Genomic DNA, 23215 nt, shown 5'->3' with positions numbered 1-23215 from the left:
AGAATGTCGAGTCTCATTCACCAATCTGGCAGGCCGTCATGGATCTCAATGCGCTCAAGCTGTTCGTGGAAATCGTCGACGCGGGCAACCTGTCGGCGGCGGCACGCCGGCTGCAGACCACGCGCTCGAACGTGAGCCACCGGCTGAAGGCGTTTGAGCGCGCGCTGGGTGTGCAACTGCTGCGCCGGACCACGCGCCGCGTGGAACCCACGGAGGTGGGCGCCGGCATCTACGAACACGGCCGCAGCATCCTGCGCGAAATGGCCGCCGCCGACGCGCTGGTCTCGTCGCTCGGCAAGTCGCTGCAAGGCAGCGTGCGGCTGTCGGTGCCGACGGGGTTGGGGCATTTGCTGGTGTCGCCGCTGCTGGTGGCCTTCAAGCGGGCGTATCCGGATATCCGCCTGGATGTGCGGTTCGACAACCGCGTGTCGGACCTGATTGGCGAGGATGTGGACGTGGCGCTGCGCATTGTTTCGAACCCGCCGGAATCGCTGGTCGCCACGTTGCTCGATGAAGTCGACTGGGTGCTGTGCGCCGCGCCGGACTACCTGGCTGTGCACGGCGTGCCGAAAACACTCGATGCCCTCGCAAAGCACACCATCGTCAGCGCGCCGGCGGTCGGACAACCGTTGCGGCTGTCGGCGCAACTGGGCGATGAGCGGACACTCGTGACGCTGGACCCGGGCGTCTCGTCCGACAACTACCTGTTCCTGCAAGCCGCCGTACGTTCGGGCAATGGGCTCGGCATCCTGCCCTATTACGCCGCGGCCGATGATCTGCGCGACGGCCACGTCAAACGCGTGCTGCCCGCATATCGGTTCAGCGTGTTTGGCAGCCGCCTTTACATGCTGGCAATGCCCAGCCGATACCGGACGCTCGCGACACGGCACTTGCTGGACTTCCTGAAAGACGGTCTGCAAGGCAAGTTGCCGCGCCTGTCCCGCAAGGGGCACGCCTGATTACGCTTCCAGCGGCATCAAGCCCGGCAACTGCGCAAAGCAGATCGACTTGGCCGTCTCGATAAAGTCCTGCGCAAACGGCGCCTGCGCATAGTCACGCGTCATGGCGGCGTAGAGATCGCTCCACAGGCCCTCCTTGCCGACACGCTTGGCCACCACGTATTCGTAATCGACGTAATTCTTGATGCCCCAACTCGGCAGCGCGGCCAGCCCGCGGCGGCTGGCAACGAGTTGCAGCACGGCGATGGTCAGCTCCGCTGTGCGGCGGTTGAATGCGATGCCGGCCGGTGTCAGCACCTGGCGGATCAGATCGATGCGCTCTTCGGGCACCGGGTACGTGATAAGCGTCTGGTCCGTAAAGTCCTTGGCTTCCAGCCACTTCCTGTTGCGCAGCGCGTGGTCAACGGGCAGCACGGCGAGGATCTCGAAGCGGAACAGCGGCGCAAACACCACGCCGCGCCGCATCTTGGCGTCTGAGCCGATGATGACGTCGGCGCGGCCGTCCTTGAGCAGCGCGAGCGGATCGGTGTGGAAGCCCGATACAAGGTCCATCTCGACTTCCGGCCAGCGCTGGCGGAAGGCGTCCATCACGGGCATCAGCCAGTCAAAGCAGGTGTGGCACTCCAGCGCGATGCGCAGCGTGCCGGCCGCGCGGCCCTTGATGCGTTCAAGGTCGCGCTCGGCGGTCTGAATATCGGCGACGACCTTTTGCGCGAGTTCCAGCATGCGCTCGCCGGCTTCGGTCAATTCCACCGTCTGGCCCTTGCGGCGGACGACGGCCAGCCCATAGTGCGACTCCAGCGCGCGCAGTTGATGCGACAGCGCAGATTGCGTGAGGTGCAGCCGCTCGGCGGCGCGCGAGACGGAGCCACCGTCGGCCAGGGCGATCAGCGTGCGCAGATGGCGGATTTCGAGCATGTTCGTGCGATTTCCAAACTATGAATATCATTCAACGATATCGAAAATAATATCATTTGATTCATGACAACGGGTCGCCGATCATCGCTGGACTGAAAACCGAATCGCCTCTCCTGCGACCACTATGACGACCATCCACACCCTCGGCTACCCGCGCATCGGCGCGCAACGCGAGCTGAAGTTCGCGCTCGAATCGTTCTGGAAAGGCACCTCGTCCGAAGACGACCTGCGTGCCACCGGCCGCGCGCTGCGCGAGCGCCACTGGACTGCCCAGCGCGACGCCGGCCTCGACTTTGTAACCGTGGGCGATTTCGCCTGGTACGACCAGGTGCTGCAGACGGCCGCCCTGCTCGGCGCCATTCCCACGCGCTACGGCTTTGATGCCGCGCAACTGACGCTGGCGCAATCGTTCGTGCTCGCCCGCGGCAATGCCGATCACGCGGCCATGGAAATGACGAAGTGGTTCGACACGAATTACCACTACCTCGTGCCTGAACTGACGCCCGACCTCCTCGATCGGCAATGGGGCCAAGGCACCGAATGGCTGTTCGACGAAGTGCGCGAGGCACAGGCCGCAGGGCACCGCGTGAAGGTGGCGCTCATCGGGCCGGTCACGTTCCTGCATCTGGCCAAGGCGCGCAACGGCTTGACCGACAAGCTCGCGCTGCTGCCGCAAGTGCTTCAGGCCTACGCGGCTGTGCTGCAGCGCCTGGCCGCGCTGAATGTGGAATGGGTGCAGATCGACGAACCGGCGCTGGTGCTGAATCTGCCGCAAGCCTGGGTGGACGCATTCGGCCCCGCTTACCAGGCGCTGGCCGCTGCCAACGGCCCGAAGCTGCTGCTGGCGACGTACTTTGAAGCCGCTTCGCACCACGCCGCACTGATCAAATCCCTGCCGGTCGATGGCGTGCATCTGGATCTGGTGCGTGCACCGGACCAGCTTGGCGCGTTCGCACCGTGGCCCGCCGACAAGGTGCTCTCCGTTGGCGTGGTCGACGGCCGCAACATCTGGCGCTCCGATCTCGCGCGCGTGCTCGAACGCGTGGCGCCGCTGGCCGAAGCCTTTGGCGATCGCCTGTGGGTCGCGCCGAGCTGCTCGCTGCTGCATGTGCCGGTCGACCTGTCCGCTGAAACCAAGCTCGATGACGAACTCAAGGGTTGGCTGGCCTTCGCGCGCCAGAAGCTGGACGAACTGGCAATCCTCAAACTCGCGCTGGTCGAGGGCCCCGCCGCCGTACAGAAGGCGCTCGATGACAACCGCGCCGCCATCGCCTCGCGCACCCAATCGCGCCGCGTGCACAACGCCGGCGTCAAGAAGCGCGTCGCCGCGATCCGCGCAGAAGATGCAGAACGCGCCGCACCTTATGCCGACCGCGCAGAAGCGCAGCAAGCCCGCCTGAACCTGCCGCTGCTGCCGACCACCACCATCGGCTCGTTCCCGCAGACGGCCGAGATTCGCCAAGCACGGGCACAACACAAGCGCGGTGAACTGCCCGCGCTGGATTACCTGCAGCGCATGCGCGCCGAAATTACCGACGTCGTGCGCCGCCAGGAAGCACTCGGCCTCGACATGCTCGTGCACGGAGAAGCCGAGCGCAACGACATGGTCGAATACTTCGGCGAACTGCTGTGGGGCTACGCCTTCACCGCCAACGGCTGGGTGCAGAGCTACGGCTCGCGCTGCGTGAAACCGCCCGTCATCTACGGTGATGTGTATCGCCCGGAAGCCATGACGGTCGAGTGGTCCAAGTACGCACAAAGCCTGACCGCCAAGCCGATGAAGGGCATGCTGACCGGCCCGGTGACGATGCTGCAGTGGTCGTTCGTGCGCGACGACCAGCCGCGCGAGCAGACCGCACTGCAGATCGCCCTGGCCCTGCGCGACGAAGTGTGCGATCTGGAAGCCGCCGGCATTGCCGCGATCCAGATCGACGAGCCGGCTTTCCGCGAAGGCCTGCCGTTGCGCGCACCGGATGTGCCGGGCTACCTGGAATGGGCGGCGCGTGCGTTCCGCGTGTCGGCCTCCGGCGTGCGTAACGACACGCAAATCCACACGCACATGTGCTATTCGGAGTTCAACGACATCCTGCCGGCCATCGCGTCAATGGATGCCGACGTGATCACCATCGAGACCTCGCGTTCGAACATGGAACTGCTGGACGCATTCGGCGAATTTGCATACCCGAACGAGATTGGGCCGGGCGTGTACGACATCCATTCGCCGCGCGTGCCGCGTGTGGAAGAAATGGAAGCGTTGCTCGACAAGGCCGCCCAGGTTGTGCCGGTGCAACGCCTGTGGGTCAACCCCGACTGCGGCCTGAAGACGCGCGGCTGGCCGGAAGTGGAAGCGGCACTGCAAGGCATGGTGGAAGCCACACGCCGCTTGCGCGCCAAGCATGCCAATGCGCTGCATGCGGGGAGCAAGGCGACGCAGGACGAAGGTGCGACGGCTTAAAAGTCGGAGCACCAAAGAAAAAACGCCAACCGGCTTGCGCTGGTTGGCGTTTTTTTTCTTGTGGCAGACGGCAGCTTAGTCCGTGCCGTACTTCGGCGAGCGCGGACCATACAGCAACCCGCCCGGTTGCCCGGCCGACAGCAGACGCGCGCTGGTCGTACCGGCCACCTTGTAGCCTTGGTCGGTCACGTTGGCGATGATCTGGTTGACGGCCGCCGACACCAGCATGCCGATCAGGCCGCCGCCCGAGTTGTTTCCGCCTTCGTTGTTGGACGCGCTGGCGCGGCCCGTCCAGAGCGTCTGCCCGCTCTTCAGGTCGACCAGCTTGGCATCGGCCGACACGACGGTGGAGCTGCTCACCACCATGTACTTGCTGCCGTACTGCGTGACCGTGATGTACAGCGCCGCATCGGCACCGAAGATGTCATGCAACTTGGCCACCGGCACGCCATGGATGTCGCCTGCGGTGTTCAGGCCGTTCTGGCGGAAGGTTTCATCCACCAGCGCGACTGGCAGTACGTAGTAACCCGCCTCTGCCAGCGGCACCGTCACTTGCGAGAGCATGCCGTAGGTGGCGCCCACGTCGGGCGATTCATTCAGCGGCGGCAGCACCACGATCGAACGCGGCTTGCTGGCCTTGAAGGCTGCATAGTCGACGTTCTTGGTCGGCACAGCACAGCCCGCCATCAAGGTCACCACGCCGGCCGCGGCAAACAGTTTCAGAAAGCGCTTGGCCATCAGTTGGTCCCCTTCTTCACGTTCTTCATCAGGAAATCGATGTACGTTGCCGATTCCGGAAACAGTGCCTTCTCGGTATTGAACTCCTGGACCATCTGGTCGTCCTTGCCGAGGCCCGAATACAGCATGCCCAGCTGGGCGTGATAGCCCGGCGGCACGGCGCCATTCGTCGCCTTGATCTTCTCCAGGCCGCGCTCCAGCTCAGCCACCTGGGCTTCCTTCGCTTCACCCTTGAAGTACTGATACACCTGCGGTTGGTAGCCTTCCCACTGGTACAGCGGCTTCGGACCGGCACAACCGGCCAGCATTGCACTCCCGACGGCCACACCGGCCGCCACGCGCCACATCGCAAACACCTTGCTCATGACTGTTGTAACCCCTGATTTCGTGTTGTTGTTTTGACTGCGTCTGCGCTTATTGCGCGCCCGGCTTCCAGGCGCCGCTTTCGATGCCGTTGACCAGGTTGTTCACCGCTTCGCGCATGGCCAGGTCCAGCACCTTGCCGTTGAGCGTCGAGTCGTAGCTGGCCGTTCCGCCAAAGCCGATCACTTCACGGTTCGACAGCTTGTACTCACCCGCGCCGCCCACCGAATACACGACTTCCGACGTCGAGATGTTCACCACGTTCAGCGCGACCTTGGCGTAGGCCACCTGCTCCTTGCCACGGCCGAGGATGCCGAACAGTTGCTGATCGCCGGTTTCCTTGCGGCCGAACTCGGTCACGTCGCCGGTGATGACGTAGTCGGCGCCCTTGAGTTTCTGTGCGGTGTTCTTGATGGCGGCTTCCTGCTTGATCTCGGCCATGTTGTCGCGGTCGAGCACCGAGAAGCGGTTCGTCTGCTGCAGATGCGTGATCAGGATGGTCTTGGCCTGGCCGCCCAAGCGGTCCACGCCATCCGAGAACACGCCGCGCATGTACGCCGAGCGGTTATCGAATTTGCCCACCGCAATCGGGGCCCGCACGCCGGCGTATGGGCGGCTCGCGCTTTCCACCTTGGCAACCGGCAGTGCCTGCGACGATTCGGTCGCGCACCCGCCGAGCATGCCGAGTGCCACCGCTGCGGCGCCGGCAATCATCAATTTCGAGGTTTGCTTCATTCGACTTCTCCCTTAAAAATACTTAAATCTGATTTTCTAGAATATTATTTCGAGCACGCACGCGAAGCGCCCATGCACTATCGGCACGGGATGGCCCGCGCTTGATTCGAAAACAGAGGAAATTTGGATCGGCCCGCAACGCTCCGCACGACGGGCAAACCCATCGCGGATGCGCGCGCCGACAGCGTTGGCAACGCTGTATGCCGCGACGAAACTCCCACACCACCCTTGCATTATCTGGACGTCATTGCGTCCATTATTTTCAGCAAAGCGCGAATTGTAACGGCTGATGCGGTGAATGAAGGCAGCAATCGGTCAACTCAAAGCCCCCTCGGATTTCGGGTTGACTTTTTAAGGGGCAAAACCTGCTCGGCGAGCGATGCGGTTATTGGCCATGCCGGCCGGCACCGCCTGCAAATCGCGCGGCGCCTTCCACCCCTTCGGCAAACACCATCGGCGTGCCGCGCGCACCTTCCTGTTGCAGCGCTGCCGCCAACGGCAAATCCCACTGCGCATACGCCGACGCTCGATCGGCCAGCATGCATTGCTGCGGGAAGGCAGCGATGTCTCGGGCAAGCTTCTGCGCTGCAGCAAGCGACTCGCCGATTCCGACCACGCGATTGGCCAGGCCCATGGCGAGCGCCTCGTCAGCGGAAACGGCGCGGCCGGTCAGGATCATGTCCAACGCTCGGCCCATGCCGATGATGCGCGGCAAGCGCACCGTACCGCCGTCGATAAGGGGCACGCCCCAGCGGCGGCAGAACACGCCGAATACGGCGTCGCGCTCCATGACGCGCAGGTCGGCCAACAGCGCAAGTTCCAGCCCGCCCGCCACGGCATAGCCGCTTACCGCAGCGATGAGCGGCTTGGACAGCGCCATGCGCGAAGGGCCCATCGGGCCGGGCATGCCGCCGTCAGGATCGAGATGATTGCGTCTGGAAGGATCGCCCACGGCCGTCAGGTCGGCGCCGGCACAGAAGTGGCCCCCGGTGCCACCAAGCACGGCAACGCGCAACGCGTCATCGGCTTCGAAACGCTCGAACGCATTGAGCAGCGCGGCAGCGGTCGGCCCGTCCACCGCGTTGCGGCATTCGGGCCGATTGAGCAGGATGGTGCAGACCGGGCCATCGGTCTGGAAGAGCACGGCATCGGGCATGGGCGGTCTCCGCAGCGCGGTACGTTGGCAGACCGCCCGATGCTACACCTAGCGCGGGCCATGCTCCGACGCGGCCTCGGCCCGCTGCCCGTGAGGGTGCACGCCGCGGAACTTGCGCCACGCCCACTCCTTGAAGTCGTCCACCTTTTCGAACACCACCGGCACCACGAGCAGGCTCAGCAGCGTAGAAGTCAGCAGACCGCCGATCACCGCCACGGCCATCGGTGCGCGGAAGCCGGCATCGCCTTCCAGGCCGAGCGCCATCGGCACCATGCCGGCCGTCATGGCCACCGTGGTCATGACGATGGGGCGGGCGCGCTTGTGGCAAGCGTCGATGATCGCCTCGGTGCGCGACATGCCGAGATCGCGCCGCGCAACGATGGCGTATTCCACCAGCAGGATCGAGTTCTTGGTGACGATGCCCATCAGCATCAGCAAGCCGATCAACGCCGGCAACGACAAGCTGAAACCAAACAGCGCCAAGAGCCCGAACGCTCCGCCCACCGACAGCGGCAGCGCCGCCAGGATCGTCACCGGCTGCGTGAAGTCGTGGAACAGCAGCACCAGCACCGCATACACGCACAGCACGCCCGCAAACATGGCAAGGAAGAAGCTGCTGAACAGCTCCTGCATGCCCTCCACATCGCCCGAGGCAATGCGGCGCACGCCCGGGGGCAAGTTCTTGATGGACGGCAGCGCCTCCACCGCCATGTTGGTGTCGCCCAGTGCGCGCCCCTCCAGCCCGACGCTGATGGTGACGTTGCGGCTGCGGTCATACCGGTCGATCTGCGCGGGGCCACTGCCGATGGAAATATCGGCGATGTTCTCCAGCGGCACCGCGCCGTTGCGGCCCGGCACGCGCAACTGGCGAATCGTGTCGATCTGGTTGCGTGCCTTCGGATCCAGTTCAACGCGGATGTACACCTGCCGCTCGGGCAGGTTCAGCTTCGGCAGGTTGACGTCGTAGTCGCCGGCGGTGGCCACGCGCACGGCCTGGCCAATCGCCGCGGCCGTCACGCCTTGCTGTGCCGCGCGCGCAAAGTCGGGGCGGATGACGATTTCGGGCCGCAGCAGACTGGCCGACGACGTGACCGCGCCGAGCCCCGGCACGGTACGCAGATCGCGCATCACATCGCGTGCGGCCTGCTGGAGCGTGGCGGGGTCGTCGCCGGTCAGCACCACCTGGAGTTGCTCGCCGGAGCCCACCGCGCCGAACGAGATTCGCACGCCCGGCACGCCTTCCAGCATTTCGCGCAACTGGCGCTGGACGTCCTGCTGCTTGATGTGCCGATCATGCCGGTCGGTCAGCGAGATCGTGAGCGTGCCGTTGCGCACCTCGCCGCCGCTGGAGCCCGGCACGCCGGCCATCACGCCCGAGCCGATGGCCGTATAGACGTGACGGACTTCCTTGTGCTGCATCACGATCTTGCGCACGCGCTCTGTGTTGTCGCGCGTCTGGGCGATGGTGCTGCCGGGCGGGCTTTCCACCGTCATCTGGAGCTGCGCCCAGTCTTCGGGCGGCAGGAATGTTGCGGGAATCAGCCCGATGATGGCGACCGAAACAACGAAGAACGCCGCCGCCATGCCGCCCGTCTTCCACGGGTGGACGAGACACCAGCGTGCCGCCTGCAGATAGCGCGTCATGATCCAGCCGTCGCGGTTGGGCTCGTCCTGCGGCTTGAGCATGTACGCGGCCATCATCGGCGTGAGCAGCCGCGCCACGAGCAATGAGGCCAGCACCGCCAGCGACGCCGTCCATCCGAACTGCTTGAAGAACTTGCCCGAGATGCCGCCCATGAAGGCCGTGGGCAGAAACACCGCCACCAGCGTGAGCGAGGTCGCCACCACGGCCAGGCCAATCTCCTGCGCCGCTTCCATGGCGGCCTCGAGCGGCTTCTTGCCATTGCGCAGGTGGCGCACGATGTTCTCCACCTCCACGATGGCGTCGTCAACGAGAATCCCGACCACCAGCGTGAGCGCCAGCAGCGTGATGCCGTTGAGCGTGAAGTCGAGCAACTGCATCGCCGCGAAGGTCGGGATGATCGACAGCGGCAGCGCCACGGCCGACACGAACGTGGCCCGCCAATCGCGCAGGAACAGCCACACCACGATCACGGCGAGGATGGCGCCTTCGTACAGCGCGTGCATCGACGCGGTGTACGCGTCCGACACCGGCTTGACCATGTTGTAGACCTCGGTCACATGCACGTTGGGCCGCTCGGCCTGCAACACGGCCAGCGCTTCGCGCACGCCCTTGGCCACCGAGATTTCGCTTGCGCCGCGCGAGCGGAACACCTGGAAGCTCACGACAGCCTTGCCGTCGAACAGTGCCATCTGGCGCGGCTCAGCCGCGGTATCGCGCACGTCGGCCACATCCGACAACCGGATGCGCCGGCCGTCAGACAACGGGATGTCCATCTGCGCCAGTTCGCGCGCGCTCTTCACCGTGCCGAGCGTGCGCACCGCCTGCTCCTGCCCGCCGATGTTGCCGCGCCCACCCGGCGCTTCCTGCTGCATGCCGCGCACTTGCGCGCTGATGTCCGCCGCCGACACGTTCAACGCCTGCAGGCGCACGGGGTCAAGCTGCACGCGCACTTCGCGGTCCACACCGCCCTGGCGCGTCACCTTGGCCACGCCATGCACCGACAGCAGCCGCTTGTTGACGGTGTTGTCGACGAACCAGGACAGATCCTCCGCGTCCATGTCGGACGCTTCCACGGCGTACGTCAGCACGGGCAGGCTGGCGAACGTCACGCGCGAGATGACGGGTTCCTGCACGTCGGACGGCAACTGCGCGCGGATGCGACTGACCGCATCGCGCACGTCGTTCACGGCTTCCTGCACATCCTTCTCGAGCTGGAACTCGACCATCGTGGTCGAGCTGCCGTCGTTGATGGTGGATGTGATGTGCTTGATCGCGCCGATGCTCGCAATGCTGTCTTCGATCTTGCGCGTGACCTCGGTTTCCATCTGCGTGGGCGTGGCGCCCGGCAGGCTAGCCGTCACGGAAACCGCAGGAAAGTCGATGTCCGGAAAGTTCTGGATCGACAGCATCTTGAACGACACCAACCCCGCCACCGTGATCAGGATGAACAGCAGGATTGACGGGATCGGCTTGCGGATCGCCCAGGCGGAGAAGTTCATGGCTTGGCTCCGGCTGCCGGCGCCGCTGTAGCGGGTGCGGCGGGCGCGGCGGGTGCGGACGCTGCACCGCTGGCCGCCACGCGCACCACATCGCCATCGCTCAGGAAGGCAGCGCCGGCAGCGACCACGCCGTCATTCGCGCCGATGCCCTGCACGATTTCGACGTTTCCGGCCTGGCGGCGGCCGACCGTGACCTTGGTCTGGCGCACGCGCCCTTGCTGGCCGATCACCATCACGTAATCGTAACCATCGCGCGAGAAGACGGCGGTCTCTGGCAAGGTCGCGGCCGGCGCATCGCCCAGCAGCACATCGCCCGAGAGATACATCCCGGCCTTCACGCCGGACGTTGCCGCTTCCGGCGGCAGATCGACATAGACGAGGCCATTGCGCGTGTTGGCGTCAACCGTGGGAGCGACCTGGCGCACGCGGCCGTTCACCACGCCGCCGTCCATGCGGCGCACGCGCGCGGCCTGGCCGGGCTGGATGCGCGGCAGGACGTCGCCGTGCATTTCGGCGCGCCATTCCAGGCGGTTCTCGCGGATGAGCTTGAAGAGTTCGGTGCCGGATGACACCACGGCGCCCACGGTGGCCGTGCGGGCGCTGATCACGCCATCGTCGGGCGCGACCACACGCGTGTAGCGCAAGCGCAGTTGCTGGCTCTCGAACTGCGCCCGGGCCGCGGCCAGCTTGGCAGCAGCCGTCTTGGCCTGCGTGTCGTACTGGATCAGATCCTGCTGGCTGATCGCACCGCTCTTGTCGAGTTCATGCGCACGGTGCGCCTCGCCGGCAGCTTGCGCGGCCGAGGCTTCGGCTTCGGCCAGGCTGGCACGCTGCGCGGCCACATCGGCGCGCACGGTTTCATCCGACAGACGGGCAAGCAGCTGGCCTTGCTTGACCACATCCCCCACGTTGACGAGCACTTCCGCCAGCTTCAGTCCGTTCACCTCGGCGCCGATGCTGGCTTCCTGCCACGGCTGCACCGCACCGCTGGCCGTGGCGATGCGCGGCCACACCTGCTGTGCGAGATGCGCAACGTTGACAGCCAGCGCCGGCTTGGCAGGCGTCTGCTCGTTCTTCTTGTTCTCGGGCGCAGATTTGCCGCACGCCGCCAGCGCGCCGGCCAGCAACACCGCCAGCGCGCCCATCCAAACTCGTTGTCCTGTCATGAAGCGGTTCCGGTATGCGCCCCGCCCTGTGCGGCCGGCGCAGTGATCTTGTTTTCGGGATGAGGATTGGAGCCATCGTCGCGCCAGCCGCCGCCGACGGCCTTGTACAGCGCCACCCAGGCCTGTGCGCGTTCCAGCTTCACGGCCGCCAGCGATTGCGAGGCCTGCAACGCCGTACGCCGCACGTCTTCCAGCTGCAGCAGGCTGCCGGCGCCCAGCCGGTAGCGCGCATTCGACGCTTCCAGCACCTTTGCGTATTGCGCATCGGCCATCGCGGCCGCATCGACGCGGCGGTCCGAAGCATCGAGGCGCACCAGCGCGTCTTCCACTTCCTGCACCGCCTGGCGCACCTTGCCGCGATAGCTGGCCAGCGCTTGGTCGTAACGGGCACGCGCCGTTTCCACGCGCGCCGCGCCCGAGCCGCCGTCAAAGATTGGTAACGACACCGACGGCCCAAACGACCAAGACTTGCTCGTCAACGATTGCCCGCCAAGGCGGTACGAATTGATGCCGATGGAACCCGCCAGCGTGATCGACGGCAAGCGGCTTGCCACCGCTACACCGATATCGGCGCTGGCTCCCGCCACCGCGCGCTCGGCCGACGACACATCCGGGCGTTGCGACAGCACCTGCGCCGGCACATCGGGCACGCCGGCATCGGGCGGCGCCGGAATCTGCGCGTTATCTTTGGAGAGCAGCCCGTTCAGCGCGTCGTGGTCGAGGCCGGTGAGGGTGACGAGCTTGTCGATACCCTGCGCGCATTGCGCACGCTGGCCCTCCAGCGCATTCACCGCATCGCCCACGGTGGCCTGCGCCTGCGCAAAATCAGCCGGTGCGACAAAGCCCGCACGGAATTTACGTTCGGTCAGTTGCAGCGTTTCCTGTCGGGACGACAGCGTTGCCGCGCCGATATTCACGAGCGCCTCGCACTCGCGTTGCTGCAAGTAGGTATTGGCGACCTCGGCGGCGAGCGATACGCGCGCGTCGTGCCAATCGGCTTCGCTGGCCGTCAACCGCGCGTCGGCACCTTCCAGGCTGCGGCGTTTGCCGCCGAAGAGGTCGATCTCCCACGACGCGTCGGCCTGCGCAGCCAGCGTGGTGATCGTGCCCAGCCCCAGCGTCGGGTTGAGTGCGCCACCAGAAAGGCCGCCCGCGCCGCCGGCAAACTGGCTGCCACCGAACCCGCCCTGCCGCATGGCAGAACCGGAACCCTTCAATTGGGGGAGCAGCGCCGCGCGGCTGGTCGAGACGCTCGCCCGCGCCTCGCGCACGCGACCTACCGCCTGCGCAATCGTCGGACTCGTCGCATCGGCTTGCTCAACCAGTTGGGTGAGCACAGGATCGTGAAACTGCTCCCACCAGCGCGCCAGCGCCATGCGGCTGCCGTGGTGGGGCAGCGTGGCATGCCAGCCTTGCGGGGCTTCGGTGCCGCTCAGGGGCGGCGTGTGGTAATCGGGCCCGACCGCGCAGCCAGCCAGCAGCAGGGCCAGCACCAGCGGCGCGACTCGGGCCCGACTGCCGGGCGCGTAGTTGCCGGCGAGTCGACCTGTCCGACCTGTCTTCATGGGAAGTGTCCTTCTGGAACGCAGCTGGGATTATGCCCAGTCAAGCGTCTGCAAGACACCCGCCCTGCCACGGTGCTCAGCCAACCGTCGACAACTGGTCAGGCGATGCTCAGAAGCCTGCGCGCATCGGCGTCGACCGCGGCGTCAGATATAGCCCAGCAACACGAGAATGACGACGATCACCACGATCAGCCCGAGACCGCCCGTCGGGCCGTAGCCCCAACTCCGGCTGTACGGCCACGACGGCAATGCGCCGATCAGCAGCAAGATGAGAACGATGATGAGGATGGTGCTCAACATGATGCCTCCTGTTTCTGTGTTGGTATGCCGCCGTTCCGTCGTGGCGCTGCGGCTTACACGGCATCTAGCACGCCCCGTTCCCGTGCTGGCTCCATCTGCGGTTTTCTTGAATTCCTGGCAGTTAATTGCGAAATGGCGGGCACGTTGACGGCCTCCATGCGCCCTTTCTTACGTCATGCGGAAGACTTGGACGAAGACAACGTCTTTGCACGACCACCGCGCGTCGCCAGCCAACATAGGATCGACCCGGCAACCACCATCGACGCGCCCTTCCAGAACGCAAACGACAGCGGCGCATGCAGCAGCGCCGCGGCCAGCGCTGCCGAAAACACAGGGATGAAATACGACGCGCCCGCCAGCACGGTGACGTTGCCGTGCAGGATGCCGACGTTCCACGCCGCGTAGCCAAACCCCATTGCGGATGCGGCCAACGCAAGGTAGACGACCGCCGACATGCTGAAATGCATCGTCCCGCCGCCCGTGGCGAAGAACTTGATCCACAGCGCCAGCGCGGTCAGGATGAAAAACAGCGTTGCGCCATTCTTGCCGTTGGCAATGCGGCTGGTCACCGTACAATACGCCGCCCAGATCACCGCGCCTGCAAAGGCCAATCCGTAACTGAGCGGGTTGTCCTTGACGTTGCCGGCCATGCCGGCGATATCAAGCCCCTGGTCCCCGCCCAGCACGAAGCAGATTCCGAGGATGGACACGAGGACGCCCGGCACGATCAGCGCATTCGCCCGCTGCTTGTTGAAGGCGATGGCCGCCAGCATCGTGAAGGTCGGCCACAGGTAATTGACCATCCCGACCTCGATCGCCTGCCGCCCGCTGCTGGCATAGCCGATCGACAGCGAGAGACACAGCTCGTACGACACAAACAGCAGACTGCCCCACAGCAGGTAGCGCCGCGAAAACGTCCTCAGTTGATTGAAGCCGACCGTGAACATCAACAGCACCGACGCGACGGTGTAGATCATGGCGGCGCCGCCCACAGCGCCCAGATGCTGGCTCACGCCGCGGATCAATCCGACGATCGAACTCCACAGCAGCACGGCGATGAGTCCGATGAGTGTTGCCCGACTTTTGCTTTGCATAACACCTGCTTGCACTGACATGTCCGCCTGAAGAAAACCGCTCGCTTGCGCCCGGCCCAACTCGGCCGGTAAAGCCGTGCAGTTTACCGGCCGCAGTCGCAGCGCGCGCGATAGCCGCATCTTCGTCTACGGACGATCCTTCGCTATAAGATGCTGACGATAAGAATTCGAGGTTTGCTATGACGTCTTTTGCAATCGAAGCGCCCGTTTCCGTGGGCTGGATTGGCACGGGGCGGCTGGCGCGGGCATTGGCCACACGGGCACACGATGCAGGCGTGCGCACCGTGGCGGTTGCAAACCGGTCGGCCGCGCCCGCCGCGTGGCTCGCACAAGCCACGGGCGCAAAGGCTGTCGATGCGCAAGGCGTGGCGGATGCCGCCGATTGGGTCTTCGTGACCGTGCCGGATGACGCCATCCCGGGCGTGGTCGGCAACGTGCGCTGGCGACCTGGCCAGCTCGTCCTCCACTGCAGCGGCGCGGGCGAGCGCAACTTGCTGGATGCCGCCCGCCAGGCTGGCGCGGAGACCGCCAGCTTCCACCCGCTCTTCCTGTTTGCCGGTTTGCCGGATGACGCGGAACGCCTGGGCGGCGCCTCCATCGCCATTGACGCCGACGCCCCGCACGATGCGGCGCTCGCCAGCTTTGCGCTGCGGCTAGGCTGCACGCCGCTGAAGGTGCGCGCCGGGCAACGCGCCCTGTATCACGCTGGTGCCAACTACGCGGCCAGCTTCCTGCTGTGCGCGCTGCATGAAGCCGCCACGCTGTGGGAAGCCGCTGGCATCGACCGCGATGCCGCTGTCGCGGCCATGTGGCCGCTCGTAGATGGCACGCTCGCCGCAGCCCGCGCACGCGGCCTGGCTGGAGCGCTCTCAGGTCCGGTCTCGCGCGGAGACGGCGGCGTGATCGACAAACATCTGCAAGCGCTCGATGCCCTGGGCGTCGATCACGCGGCGCTGTACACCGCACTCACGCGGCGCGCGCTGGCGTTGGCCGCCGAGCGCGGCGCGCCCTCCGCAGACGTGCTGAGCGAACTGGCTGCGCGACTCAACCCTACGTAATTCCGGAGTCGGCATCATTGGGATTGGGCGGCGCGCATGCACCAATCCGGCGCGCGCCCTACAATCGGCAGCTTGCCCGCCAGCCTGCTCTGCCATGTCCCACACACCGCATTCGCCGCCACCTCCCGCTGCACATGACACCGCTGCACCCCGTTCATCCGGCGCGCTGATCCTGCTCGTGGTGGGGTTGGTGCTGGTGGGCGTGAACCTGCGGCCGGCCTTGTCCAGCCTGTCGCCCGTGCTCAAGCAGGTGACGGCAGGCACGGGGCTGTCTGGCGCCACGGCGGGCTTGCTGACGACCCTGCCGGTGCTGTGCCTCGGGCTGTTTGCGCCGGCCGCCGCGGTGCTGGCTCGGCGGTTTGGCGCAGAACGCGCCGTGGGCGGCTTGCTGATTGCGTTGGCGGCAGGCATTGCCTTGCGCAGCGCGGGCGGCGTTGCGCCGCTCTTCATCGGCACGTTGGCGGCGGGTGCCTGCATTGGCGTGACGGGCATTCTGCTGCCGGGCATCGTCAAGCGCGATTTCGGCCGGCAGGCAGACCTGATGACCGGCGTCTACACCATGGCGCTGTGCTTTGGCGCGGCGGTGGCAGCGGGGGCAAGCGCGCCGCTTTCGGCATGGCTGGGCGGATGGCAGCCGGCGTTGGCATTCTGGGCGCTGCCCGCTCTGCTGGCCTTTGTCGGCTGGTGGCCGCACATGCGGCATGCGCACGGCAAGGGAGCGGCCACGCGGCTGCAGCGTGTGTCGCTGTGGAACAAGCCGATTGCCTGGCAGGTGACGCTCCATATGGGGCTGCAATCGTCGCTGGCGTATTGCGTGTTCGGCTGGCTGCCCGTGATCCTGCAAGACCGCGGGCTGTCCGCCGTGCAGTCCGGCGTGGTGGTGGCGGTGTCGATTCTCGTGCAGCTCATCACCGCGCTGGGCGGGCCGTTTGTGGCGCGGCTCGGGCGCGATCAACGCCCCGCCGTCGTCCTGATGATGCTGATGTGCTGGGCCGGCCTGATGGGCTGCCTGTACGCGCCGCTGTCCACGCTATGGTGGTGGGCGGTCTTGCTGGGGCTCGGCCAGGGCGGCAATTTCAGCGTGGCGCTGTCGTTGATCGTGCTGCGCTCGGCCGATGCGCGCGTGGCGGCAAGTCTCTCGGCCATGACGCAGGGCATTGGCTACACCATGGCCGCTGCGGGGCCGTACCTCATGGGCGTGCTGCACGATCTGACCGGCAGCTGGGCGGCGATGGGCTGGCTGTTCAGCGCGATTGCGCTGGCCTCGCTCGTGGCGGGCTCACTCGCCGGACGCAACCGTACGCTGCACGCCGGCGAGTGAGATTGCTACCGCAAGGCTTCGATCAAGCCTTGTGCTTCAACGTCCAGTTGGCCAGCGCCTGCATCTGCTCGGTGATCAGGCCGGCAATGCGCTCGTCCGTCAGATCGCCATCGGCGTTAAAGCCACCGGCGAACGCGTTGGCGAACACTTCCGGCTTGTTCAGCGGATGCAGATCCAGATACACGCACACCTGACGCAGGTGGTACTGCGCGCGAGACGTGCCCATGCCGCCGCCCGCGCCCAGGATCGCGACCGGCTTGCCTGCCAGCAACGCGTTGTTGGGCTCGCGCGAGGCCCAATCCAGAATGTTCTTCAGCGCCGGCGCCAGCGAATAGTTGTATTCGGGGCAAGCCAGCACCAGCGCATCGGCGCGCCCGATCTGCTCAAGCACGCGCACCACCGAGGCGGGCTTGTCCGTGATGTCGGCGTTGTAGAACGGAATATCCGTCAGGTCGGCCAGGTCCATTTCCACGCCTGCGGGCAGGCGGGTGGATGCCGCGCGCAGCAGGCCCTGGTTGGTGGATTTACGGCGCAGGCTACCGGCAATGCCGAGAAAATTCAGCGACATGAAGAACGACTCCGTCAATGTTGGGACTGGCGAGAATAACGGACATTCGCCCGATCAAAAAGAGGCTTCACGCGCTAAGCCTTGCCGGCGCGAAAGCACCCCGCTTCGTGATCGTCGACCATGCCGGTGGCCTGCATGAAGGCGTAGCAGATGGTCGGGCCGACAAACTTGAAACCGCGCTTGATCAGCGCCTTGCTCATCGCCTTGGACGCGTCGGTCGCGGCGGGCGCATCGCGGTAGCTGTCCCAGCGGTTGACGATGGTCTTGCCATCGACAAACGACCACAGGAATGCGTCGAGCGAACCCATTTCTTCCTGAAGTTCCAGCACCTTCCGCGCATTGATGACGGCGCCCTCGACCTTGGCGCGATTGCGTACGATGCCCGGATCGGCGAGCAGCTTTTCGATGCGCGCCGGCGTGAAGCGCGCCACGCGTGCCGCATCAAACCCCTCGAACACTTCCTGATAGCGCGCCCGCTTGCGAAGAATGGTCTGCCATGACAGCCCGGCCTGCGCACCTTCGAGAATGAGCATCTCGTAAAGGTGGCGATCATCGTGCGAGGGCACGCCCCACTCGGTGTCGTGATACTCGATCATCAGCGGGTCTTCGCCCGCCCAGCAACAACGCGCCATCTCTTGTCTCCTAGATCCAGCCCGATTTGCGCAGCTTGCGATACAGCCACACGCAAGCGGTGGCCGTGCACGCCAGCACGATGGGATACCCCGCCGGATGCTCCAGCTCCGGCATGCCCTTGAAGTTCATGCCGTAGTTGCTGAACACCACGGTCGGAATTGCCAGAATAGCGCCCCACCCCGCCAGCCGCTTCACGATGTCGTTTTGCGTGACCGACACGAGCGCCACGTTCACGGAGATGGCCGTGGTCAGCATTTCGCGAATCACGTCGAGCGCGCCCACCGCGCGGTGCGCATGGTCGGCAATATCGCGAAAATACGCACGCAGTTCCTTGGGCACCACGTCTTCATGCAGGCGCACGAGCTGCCCGGCGATGTCTTCCACGGGCAGCGCGGCGTTGCGCAGGCGCAGAAGCTGGCGCTTGAGCGTATAGAGCCGCTCGATGGCCGCGCGATCGAACGTGTCGCCAAAGATCTGGCTTTCGATCTGCTCGAATTCTTCCTGCAGGCGTTCCAGCACGGGCTGATAGTTGTCGACCACGAAGTCCATCACCGCGTACAACGCAAACGGTGCGCCCTTGGCCAGCAATTGGGGCGTGCGCTCGCAGCGCTCACGCACCGGCGAATACGACGCCGACGGCCCATGCCGCACCGAGACAAGAAAGTCCCGGCCGACAAACAGGTGTGTTTCGCCAAAGACGACGTTGCCATCCTCCATCTGCGCGGTGTTCAGCACGATGAAGAGCACATCGCCGTAGACCTCCAGCTTGGGCCGCTGGTGCGCGTTGCGTGCGTCTTCAATGGCGAGATCGTGCAGGCCGAATTCCTCCTGCACGCGGTCGAGCATCGCGTTGTCGGGCTCATGCAAACCCAGCCAGACAAAGGAGCCCGGCGTGTGAAGCACGTCGCTGATGGCCTCGACGGACAGGTCGCGCTCACGCTTGCCGTTGCGGTACAGCGCGCTGTTGATCACCATGGACATGGTTGTCTCCGGGAACGCATTCAGCGCGCGTTAGCGGTCTGCGGGCTGATCTGCGGATTTGCTATCGGATGCGGTGGAGGCCGCGGTGGCCAGCGCCGGCACTTCGGCCAGACGTGTTTCGATTTGCGCCAGCGCTTCGGACAGCGCGTGGACGAGATCGTCCGGCAGCCCATCGAGCGTGGCATTGATGAAGGCGATGCGGCGCGGCATGCAGTCGAGCACGACAGCCAGGCCGGCATCTGACAGCGACACGTTGGTCAGGCGATTGTCGCGCGCATCGGTCGCGCGTTCGATCCAGCCGAGCTGCTCGAGCACCTTGAGCTGGCGGGTGAGCGCGCCCGGGTCCATCTGCAGGCGCTCGGCGAGCTGCTTCTGGGCCATGCCGCCGCCGGTGTTGTCGTGCAGCGCCAGCAGGATGCGCCAGCGCGGCATCGGTTGGCCGACATGTGCCTCGAAGGCGGCCATGAACGCACGATAGGTGCGTCCGAACTGGTGCATGACGGCGAAGCGTTCGCGTTCAGAGGTCATCGATCAGGGCTGAGATTGCTGGGAAACCGCGCATCCTAACCGCTCCGGCGTGTCTCGCCTATTCCGTATGTTGCACGGGCTCGACATGGTGCAGCACCACGGGCGGCACCCGCCGCACATACCAGAGGCCAATCAGCGCCACCACCGTCGCCACGATCAGGCCGATATGGATGGCACCCACCAGCACATGGCGCGCAGCTTCGAGCAGCGCCGCACCGTCGTGGCCAGCAGCATGCAACTGCGAAAGCAAGGCGGCTTGCGCGTCATGATCGATGAGAATTTCGGGATCGGCAAGCTGATGCAACCACTGCGTCGCGCTGTCCGCGCGCAGCGCATTGGCAACGCCCGAGGCATAGCGCTCGCTCACCAGGGTGCCGACCAGCGCCGTGCCCACCATGCCACCGACCATGCGCAGCGATTGCAGCAACGCGGTGGCAATGCCCAGGTGCGCGCGGCCGGCCGTCTGCTGCGCAAACACGGTCAGATTGGGCAGCACGAAACCGAGCCCCAGCCCTGCCAGCAGCATCAGCAACGTCAGCACCGCGTGCGGCATGCCGCGGGATGACACCGACATGCCCGCCACCGCCACCGTCAGCAGCGCAAAGCCGGCATACAGCATGGCGTTGGGCTTGGGAATGCGCGTGACGATGCGCCCGTTGATGATGCTGCCCAGCGTGATGCACACCACCAGCGGCGTGATCACCAGGCCGGCTTCCTGCGGCGACATGCCAAACCCGCCCTGAAACAGCAACGGCGCGTAGAACAACACCGCAAACATCGAAAAACCGGACAGCAACGCCAGCATGAACAGCGCGGCCAGCGCCGGGTTGCGCAGCATGTCGAACGGCAGCAGCGGCTGCTCCGCACGCTGCTCCCACCACCACAGCGCCACAAACGCGGCGGCCGACAGCACCAGCCAGCCGAACAACGCCAGCGTCAGGCCATGTCGCGGCAGCCATTCGACGAACAACTGCAACGCGCCCAGCGCCACCGTGATGAGCACCGCGCCCTGCCAATCCAGCCGGATACGTCCGGTGTGCACGTTCTGACGCAGATGCGGCAGGAAGCGCCAGGCAAACCACAGCCCCAGCACACCGAACGGGATGTTCACGTAGAACACCGACCGCCATCCGAATGCCTGCGTCATCCACCCGCCCAGCGTTGGCCCGATGGCGTTGGCGATACCGAACGAGGCGCTCAGCATCACCTGCCAGCGCAAACGCACGCGCGCATCGGGAAAGAGATCGGGGATGCACGCGTAAGCCGTACCGACCAGCATGCCGCCGCCAATGCCCTGCAACGCCCGCGACCACACCAGGAATGTCATGCTGCCTGCCATGCCGCACATGACGGAGGCCAGCGTGAAGACCACGATGGATGCAATCACGAACGGCTTGCGCCCGTAAAAGTCGCCCAGGCGCCCGAAGATCGGCACCGTCACCACGGAAGTCAGCAGGTACGACGTCGCCACCCACGCGTACAGCTCAAAGCCTTTGAGTTCGGCCACCACCGTCGGCAAGGCGGTGCCGACCACCGTCTGGTCGAACGCCACCAGAACGACGACAAAGCAAATGCCGATCATCGCCAGGAGCGATTCCTTGAACGGCAGGACCTGGGTATGGGAATGCGGAAGCGCGGTGTGGACAGCCATGGCCGGGAGCGACAAGACAAATGCTACATCAACGATTGATTCGTCAATTAATAGTGTAGCGAAATCTTGGTGGGCTTGCTTGGGCGTGACTGGTAAAAATAAGGTCTGTCGGGGAAAAACCAGGTCTGTCGAAGCGGATCATTGATCACCCGACTTTCTGGATACGCGGACGCACAGCGTGGAACCGATGCCCCGAGGAGATGGCGGGTGCTGGAAGAAAAGGTGCAGTGCGCCGCATAGGGGCCCCCTTGAATGCGGCCCGCTGTGCCACTTGTAAAGCACACTGGTGTTTCTCCTGCCCAAGGTCGCCACATTCAGCGCCGGACGGCAGCAAATGGATTGGCCAGCAGGTAGCGCTGCTGGATCAGCCGACGGAACATGGCGCCCAGTACAGACAACGCGTAGGCGGTCGAGCGCGCAGATACCCCGTCGGTGAATGGCCACCATTCAACGGACGTACGAGGACGTGCCGGCCCGACCCAGCGTTCCCGTGGCGTCGGCCGACGCAGGAAGGCCCGGTAGGCAATCGCATCCTCCGTCGTGAGCGAAGACAGCGGCCGGCCGCGTTCGACGATCGCCCACAGGATCAGGCGCTCCGCCTCTTTGCGGTACGACCGTTGCGTTGCGGGTGATTCATGCAAGGAGAGCCACGCTTGAACGGCCTCGTAATCGTTGTCGGCGGTGAGCACACAGGTCTCGCGCGGGGCACGGAACTGCCCCTGCGAGCCGTCAACCTCGTTCGGCAGGCGCAACTCCTCCCACGGTCCCCCCTCCCCTGTTCAGCGATCAGCGCCCGCGCTCGCTCGGTCAATCGAGGATGTTCGACAAAGAACGCTTCGATACGCCGTGCACTGGCTTGCCCCAACCCGGGAATGACGGCCCACCAGCGGCGTCGACGTGGCACGCGCACGGTCAGGCCCGCGAGAGTGTCGATGCCGGCGGCACGTAGCGCGGCGACGGCCCGTGCGTCCAGCCACCGTTCAATGTCGTCGCTGATGACCGGCTCTGGCAGCGGCAGCGTGTGGAGCAACCCGATGGCTTGGTCGGCTGCCCGGCTCTGTCTAGCACGGTCGGCCGCCGGCATCTCGAAGAGCATCGCCAGATCTTCGCGTTGACGTCGACGGGCGAAGGCTGCGAGCTGACGCCGAATGCGGCCGAGCACGCCGCGTGAGGACTGCTCCGGGGTTAGACGTTCGCCAAGATAGCGCTCTACAGCCCCGCGGGTGGACAAGCCGGCATGTCAGCCCCGCAGCGCCGCGAGTTCGGCGGCATCGGGGAAACCAGGCGGAGTGCCCACAGACGGATCGACGGACAGCAGACGCGTTTTCATGGGAGGCAGTTTAGTGCCTCCATGCAGCTATTGCGATAAGGGAACTTATCGCAATAGCTGCACGTCCTGAAAACCACTCAGCGCCCTGAAAGGCTTGCTGGTCGAGGCTCACGTGTCGATTGCATAGATGTGGCGGGACATGGCCGAGCGCGACCTCGAGATCGCGCGCCGGAAGGCGCGGATCGCCAAGCTCAGACGCACGCAGTTGAGTCGCAAATCCAAGAAATTGGACCGGAGACGGGGATCGTGCAATAGGCATGCAACGCTGTCCGTGTGTGGCTCAGAATGTCGCGGCAGCCGGGATTCGCCAGGTAATCCACGGAAGAACTCGCTTGGTTCACAGCCCTACCGCCCATACCGTTTCGCGTCCATATCACGCGGCCAAGAGCCTTGCAACGGCGCCCTTCTCCGCAATCCTGTTCGCCAATGTACGGTCACCTTTGGAATTCAATACTTAGCTCCTCGAGTGGATTGGCAAATTCTGCCAGGGCACGTTATAAGGTTCTTCGAAGATTGGCGTCCGAAACATTAAAATTGCGGTTGATCAGCGCA

At 65.2% G+C, this 23215-nt stretch carries 19 protein-coding genes and 1 pseudogene; 4 read left to right on the top strand and 16 right to left on the bottom strand.

What is annotated here, in order from left to right:
• Positions 1–38 precede the first annotated feature (38 nt).
• Complete coding sequence (locus ABIC76_RS24530; protein ID WP_354535501.1) at positions 39–959, top strand: LysR family transcriptional regulator; 921 nt, start codon at positions 39–41, stop codon at positions 957–959.
• Here ABIC76_RS24530 and ABIC76_RS24525 read toward each other — a convergent pair whose 3' ends face one another.
• Positions 960–1877, bottom strand: a complete 918-nt coding sequence (locus ABIC76_RS24525) for a LysR family transcriptional regulator (RefSeq protein WP_102065210.1) — start codon at positions 1875–1877, stop codon at positions 960–962.
• A gap of 124 nt (positions 1878–2001) precedes the next feature.
• On the opposite strand from ABIC76_RS24525, the gene metE reads away from it, so the two are divergent.
• Complete coding sequence (gene metE / locus ABIC76_RS24520) at positions 2002–4332, top strand: 5-methyltetrahydropteroyltriglutamate--homocysteine S-methyltransferase (protein WP_354535500.1); 2331 nt, start codon at positions 2002–2004, stop codon at positions 4330–4332.
• Between the two features lie 75 nt (positions 4333–4407).
• Here metE and ABIC76_RS24515 read toward each other — a convergent pair whose 3' ends face one another.
• The 9 genes from ABIC76_RS24515 to yddG form a co-directional block, all read right to left on the bottom strand.
• Positions 4408–5070, bottom strand: coding sequence for a DUF799 domain-containing protein (locus ABIC76_RS24515; protein WP_004634877.1), 663 nt, complete (start codon positions 5068–5070; stop codon positions 4408–4410).
• Entirely contained in the window at positions 5070–5435 is a 366-nt protein-coding gene (locus tag ABIC76_RS24510; protein ID WP_004634880.1) for a DUF4810 domain-containing protein, read from the bottom strand. The genes ABIC76_RS24515 and ABIC76_RS24510 overlap by 1 nt, the downstream gene beginning before the upstream one ends.
• 49 nt (positions 5436–5484) lie before the next feature.
• Positions 5485–6168, bottom strand: coding sequence for a CsgG/HfaB family protein (locus ABIC76_RS24505; RefSeq protein ID WP_004634882.1), 684 nt, complete (start codon positions 6166–6168; stop codon positions 5485–5487).
• A gap of 385 nt (positions 6169–6553) precedes the next feature.
• Positions 6554–7324, bottom strand: a complete 771-nt coding sequence (locus ABIC76_RS24500; RefSeq protein ID WP_354535499.1) for a crotonase/enoyl-CoA hydratase family protein — start codon at positions 7322–7324, stop codon at positions 6554–6556.
• 48 nt (positions 7325–7372) lie between these two features.
• Positions 7373–10468, bottom strand: a complete 3096-nt coding sequence (locus tag ABIC76_RS24495; protein ID WP_354535498.1) for an efflux RND transporter permease subunit — start codon at positions 10466–10468, stop codon at positions 7373–7375.
• Entirely contained in the window at positions 10465–11634 is a 1170-nt protein-coding gene (locus tag ABIC76_RS24490) for an efflux RND transporter periplasmic adaptor subunit (RefSeq protein WP_354535497.1), read from the bottom strand. Before ABIC76_RS24490 ends, ABIC76_RS24495 begins: the two co-directional genes overlap by 4 nt.
• Positions 11631–13199 carry an efflux transporter outer membrane subunit gene (locus tag ABIC76_RS24485; RefSeq protein WP_354535496.1) on the bottom strand — a complete coding sequence of 523 codons (1569 nt, stop codon included), beginning with the start codon at positions 13197–13199 and terminating at the stop codon, positions 11631–11633. The genes ABIC76_RS24490 and ABIC76_RS24485 overlap by 4 nt, the downstream gene beginning before the upstream one ends.
• Before the next feature lie 144 nt (positions 13200–13343).
• Positions 13344–13499: a DUF3309 family protein gene (locus ABIC76_RS24480; protein WP_012430511.1), complete on the bottom strand. Its 156-nt coding sequence runs from the start codon at positions 13497–13499 to the stop codon at positions 13344–13346.
• A 173-nt stretch (positions 13500–13672) separates the two neighbouring features.
• Entirely contained in the window at positions 13673–14593 is a 921-nt protein-coding gene (gene yddG, locus ABIC76_RS24475) for an aromatic amino acid DMT transporter YddG (protein ID WP_354535495.1), read from the bottom strand.
• Positions 14594–14772: 179 nt separating this feature from the next.
• Between yddG and ABIC76_RS24470 the strand changes: the two genes are divergently transcribed.
• Together ABIC76_RS24470 and ABIC76_RS24465 are read left to right on the top strand one after the other, a co-directional pair.
• On the top strand, positions 14773–15651 hold the full coding sequence (locus ABIC76_RS24470) for a Rossmann-like and DUF2520 domain-containing protein (protein ID WP_354535494.1): 879 nt from the start codon (positions 14773–14775) through the stop codon (positions 15649–15651).
• A gap of 94 nt (positions 15652–15745) precedes the next feature.
• A complete protein-coding gene (locus ABIC76_RS24465; protein ID WP_102065219.1) occupies positions 15746–16972 on the top strand; it encodes a CynX/NimT family MFS transporter in 1227 nt (408 codons plus the stop codon).
• Positions 16973–16994: 22 nt separating this feature from the next.
• Here ABIC76_RS24465 and ABIC76_RS24460 read toward each other — a convergent pair whose 3' ends face one another.
• From ABIC76_RS24460 to ABIC76_RS24435, 6 genes and pseudogenes are all read right to left on the bottom strand, one after another.
• A complete protein-coding gene (locus ABIC76_RS24460) occupies positions 16995–17540 on the bottom strand; it encodes an NADPH-dependent FMN reductase (RefSeq protein WP_102065220.1) in 546 nt (181 codons plus the stop codon).
• A gap of 74 nt (positions 17541–17614) precedes the next feature.
• A complete protein-coding gene (locus tag ABIC76_RS24455) occupies positions 17615–18172 on the bottom strand; it encodes a DNA-3-methyladenine glycosylase I (RefSeq protein ID WP_027680103.1) in 558 nt (185 codons plus the stop codon).
• 10 nt (positions 18173–18182) lie between these two features.
• On the bottom strand, positions 18183–19154 hold the full coding sequence (locus ABIC76_RS24450) for a magnesium and cobalt transport protein CorA (protein WP_009239793.1): 972 nt from the start codon (positions 19152–19154) through the stop codon (positions 18183–18185).
• Positions 19155–19184: 30 nt separating this feature from the next.
• On the bottom strand, positions 19185–19682 hold the full coding sequence (locus tag ABIC76_RS24445) for a MarR family winged helix-turn-helix transcriptional regulator (RefSeq protein ID WP_147215243.1): 498 nt from the start codon (positions 19680–19682) through the stop codon (positions 19185–19187).
• Between the two features lie 58 nt (positions 19683–19740).
• Complete coding sequence (locus tag ABIC76_RS24440) at positions 19741–21333, bottom strand: MFS transporter (RefSeq protein ID WP_343550226.1); 1593 nt, start codon at positions 21331–21333, stop codon at positions 19741–19743.
• Positions 21334–21653: 320 nt separating this feature from the next.
• Positions 21654–22663 (bottom strand): annotated as a pseudogene (locus ABIC76_RS24435) (phage integrase family protein); the annotation flags it as partial.
• Between the last annotated feature and the right edge of the window lie 552 nt (positions 22664–23215).

Origin of the sequence: Ralstonia sp. 1138, assembly GCF_040544795.1 — a bacterium.
In the GTDB taxonomy this organism is placed as follows: Bacteria; Pseudomonadota; Gammaproteobacteria; order Burkholderiales; family Burkholderiaceae; genus Ralstonia; species Ralstonia flatus.
This window is presented reverse-complemented; position numbering and strand designations above follow the sequence as displayed.